The 16,585-nt window shown below is 46.3% G+C and carries 14 protein-coding genes and 2 tRNA genes; 8 read left to right on the forward strand and 8 right to left on the reverse strand.

Annotated features, from left to right (window positions below):
• Positions 1 to 7: 7 nt before the first annotated feature.
• Positions 8 to 1,540, reverse strand: a complete 1,533-nt coding sequence (gene rhlB, locus FME95_RS05450) for an ATP-dependent RNA helicase RhlB (RefSeq protein ID WP_147713393.1) — start codon at positions 1,538 to 1,540, stop codon at positions 8 to 10.
• Positions 1,541 to 1,762: 222 nt separating this feature from the next.
• Positions 1,763 to 2,320: an elongation factor P hydroxylase gene (locus tag FME95_RS05455; RefSeq protein ID WP_147713394.1), complete on the reverse strand. Its 558-nt coding sequence runs from the start codon at positions 2,318 to 2,320 to the stop codon at positions 1,763 to 1,765.
• Positions 2,321 to 2,515: 195 nt separating this feature from the next.
• On the opposite strand from FME95_RS05455, the gene FME95_RS05460 reads away from it, so the two are divergent.
• Entirely contained in the window at positions 2,516 to 3,913 is a 1,398-nt protein-coding gene (locus tag FME95_RS05460) for an MATE family efflux transporter (RefSeq protein ID WP_222709909.1), read from the forward strand.
• Positions 3,914 to 3,953: 40 nt separating this feature from the next.
• Here the strand turns inward: FME95_RS05460 and tusA are convergent, their stop codons facing one another.
• From tusA to FME95_RS05480, 4 genes are all read right to left on the reverse strand, one after another.
• Positions 3,954 to 4,187: a sulfurtransferase TusA gene (gene tusA, locus FME95_RS05465; RefSeq protein ID WP_147713395.1), complete on the reverse strand. Its 234-nt coding sequence runs from the start codon at positions 4,185 to 4,187 to the stop codon at positions 3,954 to 3,956.
• Positions 4,184 to 5,254, reverse strand: coding sequence for a 23S rRNA (cytidine(2498)-2'-O)-methyltransferase RlmM (gene rlmM, locus FME95_RS05470; protein ID WP_147713396.1), 1,071 nt, complete (start codon positions 5,252 to 5,254; stop codon positions 4,184 to 4,186). Before rlmM ends, tusA begins: the two co-directional genes overlap by 4 nt.
• The gene (locus FME95_RS05475) at positions 5,255 to 6,238 is read right to left on the reverse strand and encodes a YheT family hydrolase (RefSeq protein WP_222709910.1); all 984 of its coding nucleotides are present in this window, start codon (positions 6,236 to 6,238) and stop codon (positions 5,255 to 5,257) included.
• A 189-nt stretch (positions 6,239 to 6,427) separates the two neighbouring features.
• A complete protein-coding gene (locus tag FME95_RS05480; RefSeq protein ID WP_147713398.1) occupies positions 6,428 to 6,967 on the reverse strand; it encodes a hypothetical protein in 540 nt (179 codons plus the stop codon).
• 184 nt (positions 6,968 to 7,151) lie between these two features.
• Here FME95_RS05480 and FME95_RS05485 point away from each other — a divergent pair.
• The 7 genes from FME95_RS05485 to FME95_RS05515 all read left to right on the forward strand — a co-directional run bounded on the left by FME95_RS05485 (position 7,152) and on the right by FME95_RS05515 (position 14,054).
• Positions 7,152 to 7,227, forward strand: a tRNA-Asn gene (locus tag FME95_RS05485).
• Between the two features lie 48 nt (positions 7,228 to 7,275).
• Positions 7,276 to 7,351: transfer RNA gene (locus FME95_RS05490), tRNA-Asn, on the forward strand.
• Positions 7,352 to 7,891: 540 nt separating this feature from the next.
• Positions 7,892 to 9,460, forward strand: coding sequence for a cytochrome ubiquinol oxidase subunit I (locus FME95_RS05495; protein ID WP_147713399.1), 1,569 nt, complete (start codon positions 7,892 to 7,894; stop codon positions 9,458 to 9,460).
• Positions 9,460 to 10,602, forward strand: a complete 1,143-nt coding sequence (gene cydB, locus FME95_RS05500) for a cytochrome d ubiquinol oxidase subunit II (protein WP_147713400.1) — start codon at positions 9,460 to 9,462, stop codon at positions 10,600 to 10,602. The genes FME95_RS05495 and cydB overlap by 1 nt, the downstream gene beginning before the upstream one ends.
• Positions 10,603 to 10,626: 24 nt before the next feature.
• Positions 10,627 to 10,746, forward strand: a complete 120-nt coding sequence (cydX, locus tag FME95_RS05505; protein ID WP_147713401.1) for a cytochrome bd-I oxidase subunit CydX — start codon at positions 10,627 to 10,629, stop codon at positions 10,744 to 10,746.
• A 90-nt stretch (positions 10,747 to 10,836) separates the two neighbouring features.
• Positions 10,837 to 12,441 (forward strand): ABC transporter ATP-binding protein/permease, encoded by a 1,605-nt coding sequence (locus tag FME95_RS05510; protein ID WP_281289412.1) that lies wholly within the window; start codon positions 10,837 to 10,839, stop codon positions 12,439 to 12,441.
• Positions 12,438 to 14,054, forward strand: a complete 1,617-nt coding sequence (locus FME95_RS05515) for an ATP-binding cassette domain-containing protein (protein WP_147713403.1) — start codon at positions 12,438 to 12,440, stop codon at positions 14,052 to 14,054. Before FME95_RS05510 ends, FME95_RS05515 begins: the two co-directional genes overlap by 4 nt.
• Positions 14,055 to 14,201: 147 nt before the next feature.
• Here FME95_RS05515 and bamJ read toward each other — a convergent pair whose 3' ends face one another.
• Together bamJ and FME95_RS05525 are read right to left on the reverse strand one after the other, a co-directional pair.
• A complete protein-coding gene (gene bamJ / locus FME95_RS05520; protein ID WP_147713404.1) occupies positions 14,202 to 14,924 on the reverse strand; it encodes a BamJ family beta-barrel-assembly machinery protein in 723 nt (240 codons plus the stop codon).
• A gap of 192 nt (positions 14,925 to 15,116) precedes the next feature.
• On the reverse strand, positions 15,117 to 16,562 hold the full coding sequence (locus tag FME95_RS05525; RefSeq protein ID WP_147713405.1) for a hypothetical protein: 1,446 nt from the start codon (positions 16,560 to 16,562) through the stop codon (positions 15,117 to 15,119).
• Between the last annotated feature and the right edge of the window lie 23 nt (positions 16,563 to 16,585).

A 16,585-nucleotide genomic window follows, 5' to 3' on the forward strand; every position in this document is an offset into this window, starting at 1 on the left:
GTAAACCTTATGCTTTTGGTAGACTCTCAGACTCTTGCTCTGAAGCATCGTCAGCCTTGGCTTCGTCATCAGCCTGTTCATCGACAAACACTTCAACCGTGATTTCAGGACCTGTTTCGGTTTCATCAACCACAACTTGGGTCACTTGACCAACTGGCTCACCTAAAACTTCAGCAACAGTTTGAGTTGCCGTTAATTCAGCAATTTGCTCAACTTCACTGGCTGGCTCAGGCTTATTAACAGAATCAGTATCACTAACCGACTCAGACTCGACACTTACTTCTTCAACCTCAACCACTGGCGCAGCAACGCCATCTTTAAACAGGTGTTCTGGCAACTGTTCTAGGTCGATTTTACGCTTAATGTATTCTTCGATTGCTGGGATTTGGAACGAATCATCTTCACAAGCAAAGCTGATCGAAACACCTTTTTTACCAGCACGGCCAGTACGACCAATACGGTGTACGTAATCTTCGGCATCTTCAGGCAAGGTAAAGTTAATGACGTGAGAAACACCATCAACATGAATACCACGGCCAGCAACATCGGTTGCTACAAGCACGCTGAATTTACCTTCTTTAAAGCCATCTAATGTACGCACACGTTTGTTTTGCGGTACATCACCAGAAAGTACTTGGCAGGCAATGCCATCGGCTTTTAGCTTTTCAGACAGATCACGTACGATATCGCGGCGATTAGCGAAAACCATGACTCGATCAGCGCCCTCTTGTTTTACGATGCGACGTAATACGGCGTATTTTTCATCTGCTGAAACCAAATAGACGTGCTGTTCAACATCGTCAGAGGTTTTAACTTTAGGTTCAACTTCGACTCTGACCGGATCGTTGGTCCAACGCTCAGTCAAATTCAAGATATCTGGTGAGAAAGTTGCCGAGAACAATAATGTCTGGCGGTCTTCAGTACGCGGCGTGGCACGAACAATGGTTTTGATGTCTGGAATAAAGCCCATGTCTAACATGCGATCGGCTTCGTCGATGACCAACATTTCAACCTGATCTAAGAACACAACTTTGCGGTTCATAAAGTCGATCAATCGACCTGGTGTTGCCACTAGAATATCGCAACGCTGTTCAGTCAATTGCTTCTGCTGTTTGTCGAAGTCCATACCGCCAACAACAGCAGCAACTTTTAAGCGGCTGTATTTGGTTAGCGAACGTGCATCTTCTTCAATTTGCAAAGCCAGCTCACGAGTTGGCGCTAAAATCAAAGCGCGAGGCTCACCGGCATACTGCTCTTCTAACTTATGTTCGAGCAAATCGGTAATCACGGTGATTAAGAAGGCTGCTGTTTTACCAGTACCTGTTTGAGCTTTACCAATGCAGTCATGACCATCTAATGAATAGGGTAAGGTCATCGCTTGGATCGGGCTGCAATATTGGTAGCCAACTTCTTGAATAGCACGCATCAGTGCAATCGGTAAAAACAGGTCGTGAAAACGAACCTTGCCCGCTTCTTCTTTGACTTTGAATTGGGAGATATGCCAACGAGGGCGACGGTAACGCTTATTTTGAGTAGACACTAAGTTATATTTCTCTGCTATGGGTTGAGCGCGCAGCATTCATACCCTGGTTTAATTGACTACTAGTGTAGACTAGTAAATTAACGGCTCCGGATTTATCGAACATCGGAGCTTAAAGCAGCGGCAAAACGGACGTTGATCGTCAGGCGTTCTGACCTACTTTAAAAACGCGCAAGATTGTAGCTCATTTTTTAGCTAATCACGACAGCCTAAGGCCAAGATTCAACGACTGGGCGCGACAAATTCTATTTTTGCTAAGTCGGTTTGGTAAATTTCGGCCAATTTTTGCTGTAAACGCGCCGTTCGAGCCGATAAACCTGAAGCTCTCAAGCTGATTGCTTTGTCATAAACACGCATGGCAAATGGCAAGGTGTCGTAATTTGGCAACGATAGATTGTCCGCACTGACGCGAAATGTACGACCGCAAGCCAAGGCGAGATGCCATTCAATCGCCTGCGGGTAAACCTCAACCTGCTCAAATTGCTGTTGCTGATCAGCATTACGGCCGTCTTCAGCATACCAATAGCCATAATCCAGTAACTGCCGCCGAGCTTCGCCGGCCACACACCAATGCGCCAACTCGTGCAATGCACTATTAAAGTAGCCGTGAGCGAAATGGATTTCGTGGTATGGACGCGACGCATCAGCCGGTAAATAAAGCGGCTCGGCATCTGAAGCCACTAAAGCAGTCTGCCAATGTTCTTGCAGCCAAGGGTTTAATTGCTGCAACAGATGCTCGACACCTGCTTCCCATAAATCGGCTGCCAAAAGATGCTTCATTAGTTTCTAATTCCCTAACTCTCACTCATTCGTAATGCGCGCCAGTTTACCAGCTTAAAACCAAAACCGACAAAACAGGCCATTGAGTCATTGGCAGACAATAAAACAGTATCACTTGTAAAACAGAACCGTTTGATCGTTGGTCGGCGTCTGCTAATATCCGGCCTCTACAGATAACCAAACTGAACCGCACGCATGCAAATAGATGAAAGTCACCAGCCGTTGGCTGGAAAAAACGAATCCCTAATTAGCCGAATAAAAAAAGAATGGTCAACGCTTGCTGTTTTAGGCGCGCCTATTCTTATTGGTCAGCTGGCGCAAATTGCCAATGGCGTTATCGATACCCTTATGGCAGGTCGCGCCAGTGCTGAAGATCTCAGCGGCGTCGCCATTGGCAACAGCCTGTGGGTGCCGCTTTTCTTATTCATGATGGGTTTACTCAATTCGACTCAACCGATTATTTCTGGCCATCGCGGTGCAAAGCAGTTTGATAAAATCATGCCGGTGACCTGGAATGCCTTCTATATTGCGCTGATTGCCGCAGCGATAACGATCGCCCTGCTGACGCATGTTTCGCCAGTGCTAAATGGGCTAGATATGGAAGCCGCCGCAGCTGACATCACAGTGGGTTATCTTAATGCGTTTGTTTGGGGTGTGCCGGCGGTATTCACTCTAGTGACGCTGCGAGGCCTGACCGATGGTCTTGGCAAAACCAAAATTTTTATGGCCTTTTCAATCTTATCCGCCTGCATTAACGCGCCGTTAAATTACATTTTCATTTTTGGCAAATTCGGTATGCCCGAGCTTGGCGGTGTTGGTTGTGGCTGGGCGACTGCCATTGCGAATTGGGCCAGCCTGCTACTGTTAGTCCTTTACTTGAACCGCGCCAAAGCATTTGAACAGCTTCGTTTGTGGCAACATCGCACACTGCCTAATCGTCAATCGATCTTAGAAATTATCCGCCTTGGTATACCGATTGGCTTTACTATTTTTGTTGAAGCGACGATGTTTTCGGTGGTTGCTTTACTTATGGTGCCCTTTGGTTCTGTGGCTGTTGCAGGCCACCAAATTGCACTTAACGTGACCAGCGTGCTCTTTATGGTGCCGCTCAGTTTAGGCTTTGCACTCACCTTGCGAATCTCTTTTTTACTCGGTGCTCAACAACCCAAAGAAGCCAAACTCGCTGCTCGTAGCACAGTTTTTTTAGCCGTCGTCATTGCGCTATTTTACTGTGCGCTACTACTAACGTTCTCCCGCCAGATTGCTGGACTTTACAGTCACGAGGCTGATGTCATCGCGATGGCAGCAAAACTGATTAGCTTTGCGGCCATGTTCCAAGTGGCCGACAGTGTCCAAGTTTCTTCGATCAGCGCATTGCGTGGCTATCGCGACACCAAAATACCGATGTTTATTATGATTTCATCATTCTGGATCGTCGGCATTCCATTGGGCTACATCCTTGCCAACACGAACTGGTTATTACCGGCGCAAGGGCCAAAAGGCTTTTGGATTGGTCTGATTTTAGGTTTGTCGCATGCAGCCTGCTGGTTGTTATTCCGGTTAATCACCAAAAAACATAAGCTTGCTGTTTAAACTTGCGGTTTAAAAGAGTCGGCAATAAAAAAGGCAGCGATTAACGGCTGCCTTTTTTAATCCAGTAATGATATTCATCATCCTGCGTTTCGGTTTTGATCAACTGATGCGGTAAAAACTCGCAAAACTTAGCGACATCGCGCTCGGTTGCAGGGTCAGTCGCTAATAGATGCACAACCTCATCAACCGCCATATTTCGAATGGCTTTATGCAGCATCATAATGGGTTCAGGGCAACGTAAGCCTCGGGTATCTAATTCGGTATCTGTACTCATCCGTTTTGATTCCTAAGATTCAGGTAGACGGTAATTTCTTCACGATCGTGATATAGATGGCGCGCTTGGAAGATCGCAGACGGATGCTGCTCAGCAATCAAATTATCCAACTCTTCTTTAATTTCCTGCCACTGATGCAGGCGCTTTTTCATCGGTAATTTCAAGTTGAAGATTGCCGCCTTGGCATGCTGTTGGTGCAGCCACTGATACATCAACCGAGCCACTTTAGCTGGCTTTTCAACCATATCGCAGACCAGCCAATCGACTCGCTTTTTAGGCTTCCAGATAAAGCCATCTTCTTGCACATGATCAACAAGAGCGGTATCCATCAGTTGCGTATCCATCGACCCATTATCGACCGCATGAACGTATATTTTTTGGTTCACTAACTGCCAAGTCCAACCACCTGGCGCTGCACCTAAATCGACAGCAGTATGATGATCGGCTAATTGTTCACGCCAATCGGAACCTAAAAAATGAATAAAGGCTTCTTCTAATTTTAATGTACTACGACTGGGCGCACCGGCTGGAAATTTAAGCCGTGCAACACCCATCGGCCAACTGGCTCGACAGTTTGGCGAATCAACGCCAATAATCACATTGCTAGAGTCACTAAAAAAAAGTCTTAAGGCAGGTAAGTCGGCGCGTTCTTTTTTAGTCAGCAGTCCTTCCCGACGCAAGGCTTGGCGTAACGGGTTAACAAACTTACTGGCAAAACGAGAGGTTGAATGGAATTCATCGCCTTCTGCATATTCACAGCTAACATTGCCAAAACCGGCTTTGTTTCGTTTTTCAAGTCGAGCAATGGCAGCAATAATCGGCGTCAACCGATCTTGCGTATCTAATTCCGTTAAGCGCTCAGTTACCGGCCAGCCATCACGAGTAAAAACCAACTTAGGTAATAGTGGATAGACTTGCTCCGCCTGCTCGGTTTCAAATAACACAAAACCAGAGTTAGGCTGCAAATTGGCCCAACCAAACGCCCCTTTGTGACTGGCGGCGTCGACGACCTCAGCGAGGCATTCTTTTTCAAAGCCAGGGCGGCAATACAATAATAAGGCTGTCATCTAATGGTTTCGTTGTAGTAAGGATTGGGCAAAAGACAGCGCACGCATCTCTGTCCATAAGGGTTTATTAATACGCCAGCGCGCAAAGCCAACATGACCACCCGACATTGGGATTTCTAATTGCAAATGCTTACAACGTTCTAAACAACGGCAATCTTTGCTTTGACGCGATAAGAACGGATCGTTATCTGCATTTACGACCAGGGTTGGTCGCTGCAACTGACTCAATGCAGGCTTACTGGAACAACGCTGCCAATAGTCCGCCGCGCTGTCAAAACCATGCAACGGTGCGGTGTAACGCTCATCAAACTGATGAAAGGTTTGAATTTCATCAAAGCCGGTACTGGAAACTAATTTTGGGAATTGACGCGCCTTGTGTTCAATCTTCACTTTCAGATCTTTTAAAAAGCGCTTCATATAGATTCGCTGGGCAGGCTTGGCCAGCTCTTCAGCGCAACTGGTTAAATCCAGCGGCACACTAAAACCAACACCACCAACAACTTGGGCAGCTAAATTAGGGTCGGCCAATGCCAAGAGGGTTTGATTACCGCCCATACTGAAGCCGGCTAAAAATATCTGTTCAGCTTGATGCTGACTGACAACATGCTCGATGACGCTGTTTAAGTCATCAACAGTACCGCTGTGATAAAGGCGAGGTAGACGATTCATCGAACCGCCGCAGCTGCGGAAATTCCAGGCTTGAACGCTCCAGCCAGCCTGATAAAAATATTTAGCCAGCCCCTGTATATAGTGGGCACGACTGGAACCTTCCATGCCATGGCTAACAACCAACCAAGGAGCAGAGCGATCTGCTTGAGCCAGCGTGTCCAGCGTCAAAAAATCGCCATCCGGTAATTCCAGTTGGCTACGCTGAAAGGGCACGTCGACTCGACGCATCAGGTGAGGGAAAATCGTTTGAATATGGCCGTTAGATAGTCCATAGCCTGCGGTATATGCAGGAAAGTCGACGAATGCTTCAGTCACAAAACCGCCTCTCACTGTAAAAAAAGGCGGAATCATACTCCTTTGTAGAAAAAATGCACTGGCTCTTTGGTGACTTTTACTAGCCTTATCCCATGGCCATCATCAGGCCGTAACCTAACAATAGAATAAGCGCCAAAATTAAGCCGCCATAGCGGATTTGCTGACAGTAAGGGCAAGGTTTCTTAGCCATTATGACATCACCTTTTTTGGCATATAACGTAGGCTCAATGCATCGAAAAAGCCTTCCTTCAATTGCGCAATGTCTTTTTTGACTTCATCCACTAGATGAATCTCTTCGCCGGTCAAGGTCTGCTTTTCGGCATAAATTTGACGTCTTAAATTGACGATTCTAGCGCCATAAATACGTAATGAACGCTCAAGACGTTTCTCACCCAGCAGCAGCAAGGTGCTTTCAGCTTTGGTTAGCTCATGGAAAACCTCCGCCAACTCCTCACCGACCTTGGCCAGTTCGTCACGTCGACTGCGCGGCCAGTGCTGACCGTAGCGGGTGAACTCAGTCGCTAACGATAGATACTTTTGATAAACATAATGTACGCGCCCAACCTGAGCGGCGACATCTTCAAACAGCTGACGGCGGCGTGTAATTTCGGCTTCTTTGCGGCTGTCTAATGATTGATAGCGCTTTAAGTAGATAAGAAAACATAACCCACTGACCAACATACCTGTGGCAATTTTGACACCAGCATCGACCATTTCCAGAGTTACCATGGCAAACCTCACAATTTTTTGACGTTATAAACATACTGACAGTAACTCAGCAAAAACAGTGCCTATTTTTAATTGATTTAAAAGCAGCTCATCGCTAAGCGGCGATTTTCAGAAAAAAGTCAAAAAAAACAAACAATTAGGTATTGACTCTTTAACAACTGACACTACAATACGCCCCCGTTGTTCCTCGATAGCTCAGTTGGTAGAGCAGTAGACTGTTAATCTATTGGTCGCTGGTTCGAGTCCAGCTCGAGGAGCCACTTATTTCTTATAGCGTCAATTTAGTTTGGCGGTATAGCACCAACTTTTCCTCGATAGCTCAGTTGGTAGAGCAGTAGACTGTTAATCTATTGGTCGCTGGTTCGAGTCCAGCTCGAGGAGCCATTTTAAAAAGCGTGCCCATTTGGCACGCTTTTTTTTATTTCTGCCCTTCTAATTTGTTTCACTTCTAGCACTGCCGCTTCCTAAACAATCCTTACTGCTTAGAAACAGCACCCCTTACTACTCAGAAACTTTTATTTCTCAGATCGCATTTCTACTACTACTTTAGAAGACGACTGCTTCCAAAACATTAACACTGAAAGCTCTACTCAAAGGCTGCTGTTCATCGATAGCATTAATTGCAATCCCAACCCATACATTAGGATGATCTAAAATAAATAATTCTTATAATCGGAATCCATAAAATATATAATCCCCGCCCTAGATGACTTTGGCTATGTTTTAGCCAAAAGATGGAAAACTATTCATCTATTGATCGACATCATCTTTTTAAGTGCAACAACCTACAGAAGTAGGATAACAAACCGTTTACTCGGGCCTATATTCGATTCTTTTTTGCGGCCCCGTTCAGTCACTGCTTTTTATAACGATAACAGCGACTGCACAGCAAGACCCTTTTCTTAACTAAGCCTAGGAGCAACCATGTCTGATACGCTGCTCGAACTATCACGTTTTCAGTTCGCACTGACTGCCATGTATCACTTCATATTCATTCCACTAACGCTTGGCATGACCTTTATGCTAGCCATCATGGAATCTGTTTATGTCATGACCCAAAAACAAATCTATAAAGATATGACCAAGTTTTGGGGCAAACTATTCGGTATTAACTTCGCCATTGGTGTCGCCACCGGCCTAACCATGGAATTCCAATTCGGCATGAACTGGTCTTATTACTCACACTATGTGGGTGATATTTTCGGTGCGCCTTTGGCGATTGAAGGCCTCATGGCATTCTTCCTTGAGTCCACTATGGTTGGTTTGTTTTTCTTTGGTTGGGATAAGCTCTCCCAAGTGAAGCACCTTATTGTTACCTGGCTGGTTGCCTTAGGTAGTAACCTTTCTGCGTTGTGGATCTTAATCGCTAACGGTTGGATGCAGCACCCGGTCGGCTCGACGTTGAACATTGACACCATGCGTATGGAAATGACCAACTTTGCAGAGGTTATCCTAAACCCTGTTGCTCAGGTTAAGTTTGTTCATACCGTTTCAGCAGGCTACACCACCGCTGCCGTTTTTGTACTGGCGATCTCTTCTTACTATTTATTGAAAAATAAAAACGTTGCCTTTGCTCGTCGCTCTTTTGCGATTGCAGCAAGCTTCGGCCTAGCGTCGGTAATTTCTGTGATCGTGCTCGGCGATGAAAGCGGCTACGAATTAGGCGATGTGCAAAAAGTTAAGCTCGCCTCTATCGAATCCGAATGGGATACCCATGAGCCACCAACCTCATTCACCGTTGTTGGTATTCCAAACCAAGCAGACGAGCGAACCGATTACGCGGTTAAAATCCCTTGGATGATGGGCATTATCGCGACACGTTCTGTGACTGAAGAAGTCACTGGCTTGAAAGACCTAAAAGAACAGCATCGCGAAGCGATCCACAACGGTTTAATAGCCTACAACTTGCTCGATGAAATGCGCGCAGATACGGCAACAGCCGAACAACAAGCGCTATTTGAAGCCAATGTCGAAGACTTAGGTTACGCCTTCTTACTCGAACCATTCACTACTGACATGAGCAACCCAAGTGATGAGTCGATTGATCGCGCTGTCGATTACAGCATTCCGAAAGTCGCGCCACTGTTCTGGAGCTTCCGCATTATGGTTGGCTGTGGCGTCTTAATGCTGGCAATGTTTGCATACGCTTTTTGGATCAGTGCAAGACATCGCATTGCTAAGCCGCGCTGGTTCTTAAAGGTCGCTCTTTGGTCACTACCGCTGCCTTGGATCGCTTCTGAAGCGGGCTGGTTTGTTGCCGAATATGGCCGTCAACCTTGGGCCATTGCTGAAATTCTACCGGTTCATACTGCGGTATCTAATCTGGCAATTTCTGATGTCGTTATTTCGTTGGTTGGCATTACCCTGTTCTATGGCGTTATGTTCTGGGCAGCGATGTATCTAATGATTAAATTTGCCAAGAAAGGGCCAGGCGAGCCGTCTGAAACTGACGTTGAAGTCGCCTCACTTGAACTTCCACAGGAGACTCGCTAATGCTTGATTACGACTTACTTCGCCTCATTTGGTGGGCACTGGTTGGTATTCTATTAATTGGTTTTGCCATTACAGATGGCTTCGATCTCGGTGTTGGTGCGTTGCTGACATTGATCGGCCGTAACGACGACGAGCGCCGTATTATGATTAACACGGTTGGCCCACATTGGGATGGTAATCAGGTTTGGTTTATTACCGCCGGTGGTGCCATTTTCGCGGCCTTCCCGCTGATTTACGCAACGGCCTTTTCTGGTTTTTATCTTGCTCTTATGCTGACGCTGTTTGCTTTATGGATGCGGCCGCTGGGTTTTGATTATCGTAGTAAGTTAGAAGATAAAAAATGGCGTACCGCTTGGGACTGGGCAATTTTTGCCAGTGGTTTTGTGCCTATTCTCATTTTCGGTGTTGCCTTCGGTAATCTACTCGTAGGCGTACCTTACACCTTCGATGAATACAGCAAAGCGACTTACTTAGGCAGCTTCTTTGGCTTGCTTAACCCATTCGCTATTCTGGCCGGTTTAATTAGCGTCTCGATGATTTTGATGCACGCTTCGGTTTGGCTGCAGCTTAAAACCGACGAGCTGATTCATCAGCGCGCCACGCAACTAGCATCGATTCTTGGTATTGCTACGACGGTTCTGTTTGCTTTGGCAGGTATTTGGATTGCCTTTGGTATCGATGGCTATGCTTACGTCAGCGCAATTGATGTAACAGGTCCTTCAAACCCATTGCTGAAAGAAGTCGCCATTGTCGATAAAGGCTGGCTTAGCAACTATGGCCAATATCCATGGATGATCATTGCACCAGTGCTTGGTTTAGCGTCACCGATTGGGGTTACGCTACTGAGTAAAATAGGCCGTTCTGGCTGGGCTTTTGTGTGCAGCTCTTTAAGCCTAACAGGTATCATTTTAACCGCTGGTTTTTCAATGTTCCCGTTCTTGATGCCAAACTCGCACAACCCAAGCTATTCACTCACAGTATGGGATGCTTCCAGTAGTCATTTAACACTGACGGTTATGTTTTATGCCGCCATGGTGTTTGTGCCTATCGTGTTGTCATATACCGCTTGGGGATTCTGGGTCATGCGCGGCAAGATCACCAAAAAAGACATTGATGGCAGCAGCAGCTACGCCATTTATTAATCGTTAACGCTTTGGAGTAACAATATGTGGTACTTTACTTGGATTCTCGGTGTCTTGTTGGCCTGTAGCTTTGGTATTATCAATGCACTTTGGCTAGAAATGACCGAAAACCTAGACCGTAATGTGGACCAAGACGAGAGCTAACACTTGTCAGATGTAATCAATAAAAATAAGCCGACGGATGTTCTGTCGGCTTTTTCTTTTTTAAGAAAACCCTTAAGAACGTTCCAGCTTTTGCTCGCCCTTTTTGCCACGTTAGCCGCCATGTCACTTTGGTACTGGTTTTATCTAACGGCCTATTGGTTAGAGGACTGGCTCAACAAAGCGGATACGCCCTACCCGTATGGCGCTGCGACGCTCAGCATTGGGCTGTTTATTGCTTTTCGCCTATTGCATATACAGACTAAAAAAGTCGCCGGCTTAAAGCTCAACCGCCTGTTTTACCAACAGCTGGTGTCTCAGCTGAGCGAAAAACGCTGGTCACTGATTCGCAGTAAACCTCAAACCGCTTGGCAAGATGTGCTATTCCGGCATCTACCTGCATTTGAGCAATACTTACTCGAATACGAAGTGCAGCGCATGCTGATTGGCATCATCCCATTAATTGTGCTGACCGTGATTACACCGATCAGCTGGTTAGCGGCCTTGACGTTATTTGTCACACTGCCATTAATCCCTCTTTTTATGTGGCTGGTCGGCATGGGTGCGGCAAAAATTCACAGCCGACACATTCGTGTTTTGAATCACTTGGGGCAGTTTTTCTATGACCGAATTGCGGGTCAGTCGAGCGTGCGTCTGTTCAATCAACAACAGGCGCAATTGGATCGATTTAACCTATCCAGCAATGAATTGAATCGTCGCTTAGCCGATGTCGTCAAGGTCGCCTTTTTATCATCGTCGACGCTGGATTTCTTCTCCACTGTGGCGATGGCATTGTTGGCGGTGTTTATTGGTTTTAGCTTACTCGAAGAAATTACCATTGGCTTTTGGCAAGCTGGCCCAAGTCTGGGCAGTGGTTTATTTATTTTGCTGATAGCCCCGGCATTTTTCGCCGAGCTTAAAAATCTTGGCCGCCTTTATCACGTCAAAGCCGAAGCTGTAGCGGGAGCAGAATCGTGGTGGCAAGTACTCACTAGCCCATCAGTTGAAAGTAATCCGTTAACACCGAGTCAGAGCCTCGACGAATTTGATTCGTTGGTGATTAAAGCTGCCAGCGTTTCCGGCATTCAACAAAGCGATACAGAAAGCTTACTGCGCTTTAATGACCTTTCACTCCACAGCAAAGATAGAGTTTTGCTGACAGGCTCTTCTGGCAGCGGTAAAACGGTGTTGCTCGATGTCATCGCCGGTTTACGGCAGCTCGACGCCAGTCTCATAGAGCTAAATGGTCAAAGCCAAAGCAATCTTGTTGCCTTAAGGCCGAAAGTGCTTTATTTAAGCCAAACGCCGGATCTCACCAGCGGTTCCATCCGTGACAATGTTGGCCTGCAACAGTGCAGTGACGACGATATTGTTCAGGCCATCGAGCAAGTTGGGCTGAGCGATTGGCTGAACGCACAAGCGAATGGTTTAGATACACTGCTGGGCGATTTTGCGCCTCTGTCTGGCGGTCAGCGCCAGCGTTTGGCTTTGACCCGCCTAGTGCTATTTAATGCTTCCATTGTGCTGTTGGACGAACCGTTAGCGCACACCTCTGAAGATGAGCACGCCTCGCTTTTGCAGCTGATGCTGAGATTAACCGAGCACCGAGCTTCTATCTGGATTTCGCACAAAACCATTGCCGCTGAACACTTTAATCAGACTTGGCACATCAACGCAGGTGAACTAACCCCGCTATGAGTTTTCACGTTACTTCCAATCGCTTTATCAGCTTACTACTGGCGATCACACAACTGGGCAGTGGCATTATTCTATTGGCGTTATCGTCTTGGTTTATTGCCGCTTGCGCCCTTGCAGGACACGCTGGCGTATTGGCTGGTTTTAATTATGTCATCCCAGCAACGGTGATTCGGTTTTTAGCCGTGGTACGTATTTTTTCGAGTTACTTTGAAAAGTATTTTGGCCATATCAGTTTATTAGCTGAACTAACCGATATTCGGCATCGATTGCTGCTGACAACCTTTCAGGGTCAAAGCGATATCAATGCCGCCGATACTGCCGCTATTTTGCAAGAAGATTCTGAGCGCGTCGCAGGTCGCTGGTCTGCCATCTACAACCCATTAGCCGGCGCGCTAGCAAGCATTGCTGGCATGAGTTTAATCTTCGCTATGCTGATCCCTGAGCTACTGTTCAGCTGGGCAATTTTGTTAGCGATTCTCTGCGCTATGACGGCGGTCTTTAGTTATTTAAATCAACGTGCGCACGGCTCTGTATTGGCCGCCTATGAATTCTATTATCAGCAACAACACCAATGGTTATCCGTCAGTACACTTTGGCATTTACGCCAAGATTGGATAACCGGCGAAGCAGTTAAAAATGCCGCAGACGCGCTATTTAAGGCAAGACAACGACAACATCAGCTAATGCACATCACAGAAACGCTGATTATAGTCACTGGCTTTAGTTGGCCATTGTGGATCATTGCTGAACTGTTCGATAGCGTTTCACCAAGCGCGGTTTGGGCCATACCATTGGTGTTATCAGCCTCGGTTCGCGATTGGTTTATGCCGATTGTTGGCGCCTTTGATCAACGAACAAAACTGCTGCCTAGCGCACGCAGGGTTTGGCAACATAGCCAACCGGTTGAGCAATCGTTAATAACAGAGCGCGCTGACATTAACGAAGACACTCATTCATTACAAACCGCTCATTCGTTGCAGCGAGCTAATTCGTTAATACTTAAAGAAGTTCGTTGGCAACGTAACCAGATGCAGGGAACAGCAATCAGTTTCGATATAACAAAACCCGGTTGCTACCTAATCTCAGCCAGCTCAGGCACCGGAAAATCCAGCCTATTTAACGCCTTGTGCGGTGAGCTCAACTTTAGTGGTGAAGCCTGGTTAAACGGTGTATCGCTTGCGCAATTAACACAACAAGAACGCAGCGAGCTAATTTTTTATGCCGAGCAATTTGCCCATGTCTTCTCCGACACTCTAAGACAAAATTTAACCATGGTTTGTCAGCCGATAACTGAAGTCTCGGCTGACGATTTAAACAACGCATTAGAATGGGCAGAGTTGGGCCATTGGGCAGGTGATGATCAATTACGTACATGGCTAGGTTCAGAAGGTAAACCTATTTCTGGCGGTGAGAAAAAACGCCTGTCGTTAGCACGCGCTTACCTCAGTGATCGACCTATTTGGTTATTGGATGAACCCTTCGAAGGTTTAGACAGTCAATTAGCAGAAAAGCTTGCGAGCAAACTATCCCAGATCAGCGAAGATAAAATCATTGTCATCGCCTCCCATATTCGACCAGCCTCATTAAAGCTAACGGAACAATTGGCTTTCTAATCAATTAGCATCTAAACAAAAAAGCCTTAACAAAAAAAAGCCTTCATACGAAGGCTTTTCATTACAGCGGTGCAAGTAAAACACCGCCGAGCAAACTATTAAATATATTCTAATAACTGGCTATTTATTCTAAGAACTGACTAGCAATTAAAGAATATCGAGTAATTCAACTTCAAAAATCAGTGTTGAACCAGCTGGGATCTGAGGACTCACCTGATTGTCGCCATAGGCCAAATCAGCAGGAATGAAGAAACGGTACTTATCACCTTTTGCCATCAGCTGTAGGCCTTCAGTCCAACCTGAGATCACACCGCCTAAAGGAAACTCAATTGCTTCACCACGCTCTATCGAGCTATCGAATACGGTGCCATTAATCAATGTACCATGATAGTGAACGCTAACTGTACTGCTCTCATCTGGGTACTCAGTACCGCCATTGGCTTCAATAACTTCATACTGTAAGCCAGATTCTGTTGTAATAACGCCTTCTTTTTCAGCGTTTTCAGCTAGAAAGGCTTCACCCTCTTCTCGCGACTTAGTAATCATCGCATCGCGTTCTGCAGTCTGCGCATCGATTTGTGCTTGCTGTAAGGCAACAATTGCAGCTTGAATGTCTTCTTCTGATAACACCATATCTTCTTCAGCTAGTGCGTCTAGTAAACCTTTAACCATCGCATCGCTGCTTAATTCAATACCTTGAGTTTGTGCCAAGATGTTTTGACCAAAACCATAGCCAATGCCGTAAGATGCTTTTTGTGCATCGGTTTCTAGTTCGACATTTTCTTGTGAGTTAACCGCCTGTGAACAGCCTGAAATGGCAATTGCCAGTGTTGTTCCAAGAGCTAAACCTTTGACACCTATAAATCTCATTGAATTACCTCAAATCATAGTGGGGGTCATAACGACACCCGATCATATTGTATTTGTTAGCTGCACTGGCGAGCGATAGTGGACTTGCAAGTGGCTATCAGCGAAAGAGCCGAGAGTTTATCGAGAACATCCCTACTCGGCTATAGCGTTTACCGCTCGCTGACTGATGAATTGATACACAAGTAGCGCTAATTAAGCTTGCGCACCCTGTCGACTGGCCTTTGTTTTCGCCTTCGCTGTGTTTTTCTTATTTTGTATTTTTCGTTCAAACCAAAGCGGCAAAAAGATGATTAGGTCATAAATTGCCAACAATAAGTTAAACAGCTGCTGCACTAATACTGTGAGCAACTTTATGATAAAGCCGATAAAGCGTAACAGCTGTACGGCAAAAAAGCCGAGCAACACGCGAGTACTGTCGATCAGCGACTCCATCGGAATGGCGATAAACATTAAAATAAACGGCATTAAGAAGACGATCATCATCTGAGCGGCACGTGGAATTAGGCTACCAACGGAGGCACTGCTCGCAGCTGCTAACTCAGCACCTTCTGAAACCACCGCCGCGGTTGTCGCTGCTGTTTGATGGCGGACGCTGTCATAAAACGCCAAACCACTTTGGGTTAACGCAAATACCACCAACATGGAAATGGCCATACCGATCAAGGCACTGCGTTTACGCTCGGTCAATGAACCAAATGCAGGCAACATATGAGTCACATGCAAGGCTTCCATCAAAAAGACACCCAGCGCGATCTCTAATAAGACAGTAATCAGGCTACTTAACTGCGCTATAGAAAAACCAGATAGCGGCTCAATAAAGGCGGCGTCAACGGTCATTGGCAAGGCAATAAACTGGTAGTTCAGGTAAGCACCCGCCAACAAACAGGCTAGGATAATGGCTGATTTCAGAAAGTTGGCAAAGGATGAGACATACAGCATTCGCGTCGCGGCATCACTACCAGACTGTATCGATTGGTAGCGCTCAAGCGCTTGGTCAATCTCTGCAGCCTTAATGATGAGGTTTTTGAACGATCCACCGACTCGCTCAATAGTATTATTCAGCTTACGCCAATAAGGCATCATGGCATGCAGCAGCTTATGACGTACCGCAACCGAATTGCGGTAGTTCGCAGCAGCCTTGGCTTGCTCAGTTTTTAAACCATGACAAAGCTCTTCAACCACTTTTAAAATGGTGGCATTACCCTTTTGCGCTTCTCTTAAATTGGCAATCGCTTCGATCGCTTCAACCCACTCGGGGCCGTCTGGTGGCACTTCGGCAGACTGGTGATAGTCTTCTTCGATTCGAGTAATCAGCTGTGAAATTTCTTTTTGCACCAACGGATAACCGGAGAAGTCATCTTCGACTATCTCTTTAACGCGGTGAAAATGGTGATTAAGCTGGCGTTCTACATGAATACGGCCCTGCTCTCGCAATACCTTAGTATTGCGTACATCTAACTGAGAGGCACTGTTTAAAAGCGCAAGCCGCTGGGATCGCAATAGCGATACTAAGCTGGCAGCAACAAGGCTGACCAAGCGCCGAACTGGCTGCCGTGCAAAATATAAAATGGCAATGAATACAACTGCCCATAGCAAGGCTGACTCTACGGGTCTTTCCGGGATAAGGATCCAAGTCACTGCTCAATCTCCAGATATTGGTT

This window comes from Reinekea thalattae, from assembly GCF_008041945.1.
Lineage (GTDB): Bacteria > Pseudomonadota > Gammaproteobacteria > Pseudomonadales > Natronospirillaceae > Reinekea > Reinekea thalattae.

Bases quoted from the DNA above. Each gene is read 5' to 3' on its own strand.
- rlmM (WP_147713396.1), bottom strand. From the start codon at position 5,254: ATGACAGCCTTATTATTGTATTGCCGCCCTGGCTTTGAAAAAGAATGC.
- cydB (WP_147713400.1), top strand. From the start codon at position 9,460: ATGCTTGATTACGACTTACTTCGCCTCATTTGGTGGGCACTGGTTGGT.
- tusA (WP_147713395.1), bottom strand. From the start codon at position 4,187: ATGAGTACAGATACCGAATTAGATACCCGAGGCTTACGTTGCCCTGAA.
- FME95_RS05480 (WP_147713398.1), bottom strand. From the start codon at position 6,967: ATGGTAACTCTGGAAATGGTCGATGCTGGTGTCAAAATTGCCACAGGT.
- FME95_RS05495 (WP_147713399.1), top strand. From the start codon at position 7,892: ATGTCTGATACGCTGCTCGAACTATCACGTTTTCAGTTCGCACTGACT.
- FME95_RS05515 (WP_147713403.1), top strand. From the start codon at position 12,438: ATGAGTTTTCACGTTACTTCCAATCGCTTTATCAGCTTACTACTGGCG.
- bamJ (WP_147713404.1), bottom strand. From the start codon at position 14,924: ATGAGATTTATAGGTGTCAAAGGTTTAGCTCTTGGAACAACACTGGCA.
- FME95_RS05455 (WP_147713394.1), bottom strand. From the start codon at position 2,320: ATGAAGCATCTTTTGGCAGCCGATTTATGGGAAGCAGGTGTCGAGCAT.
- cydX (WP_147713401.1), top strand. From the start codon at position 10,627: ATGTGGTACTTTACTTGGATTCTCGGTGTCTTGTTGGCCTGTAGCTTT.
- FME95_RS05460 (WP_222709909.1), top strand. From the start codon at position 2,516: ATGCAAATAGATGAAAGTCACCAGCCGTTGGCTGGAAAAAACGAATCC.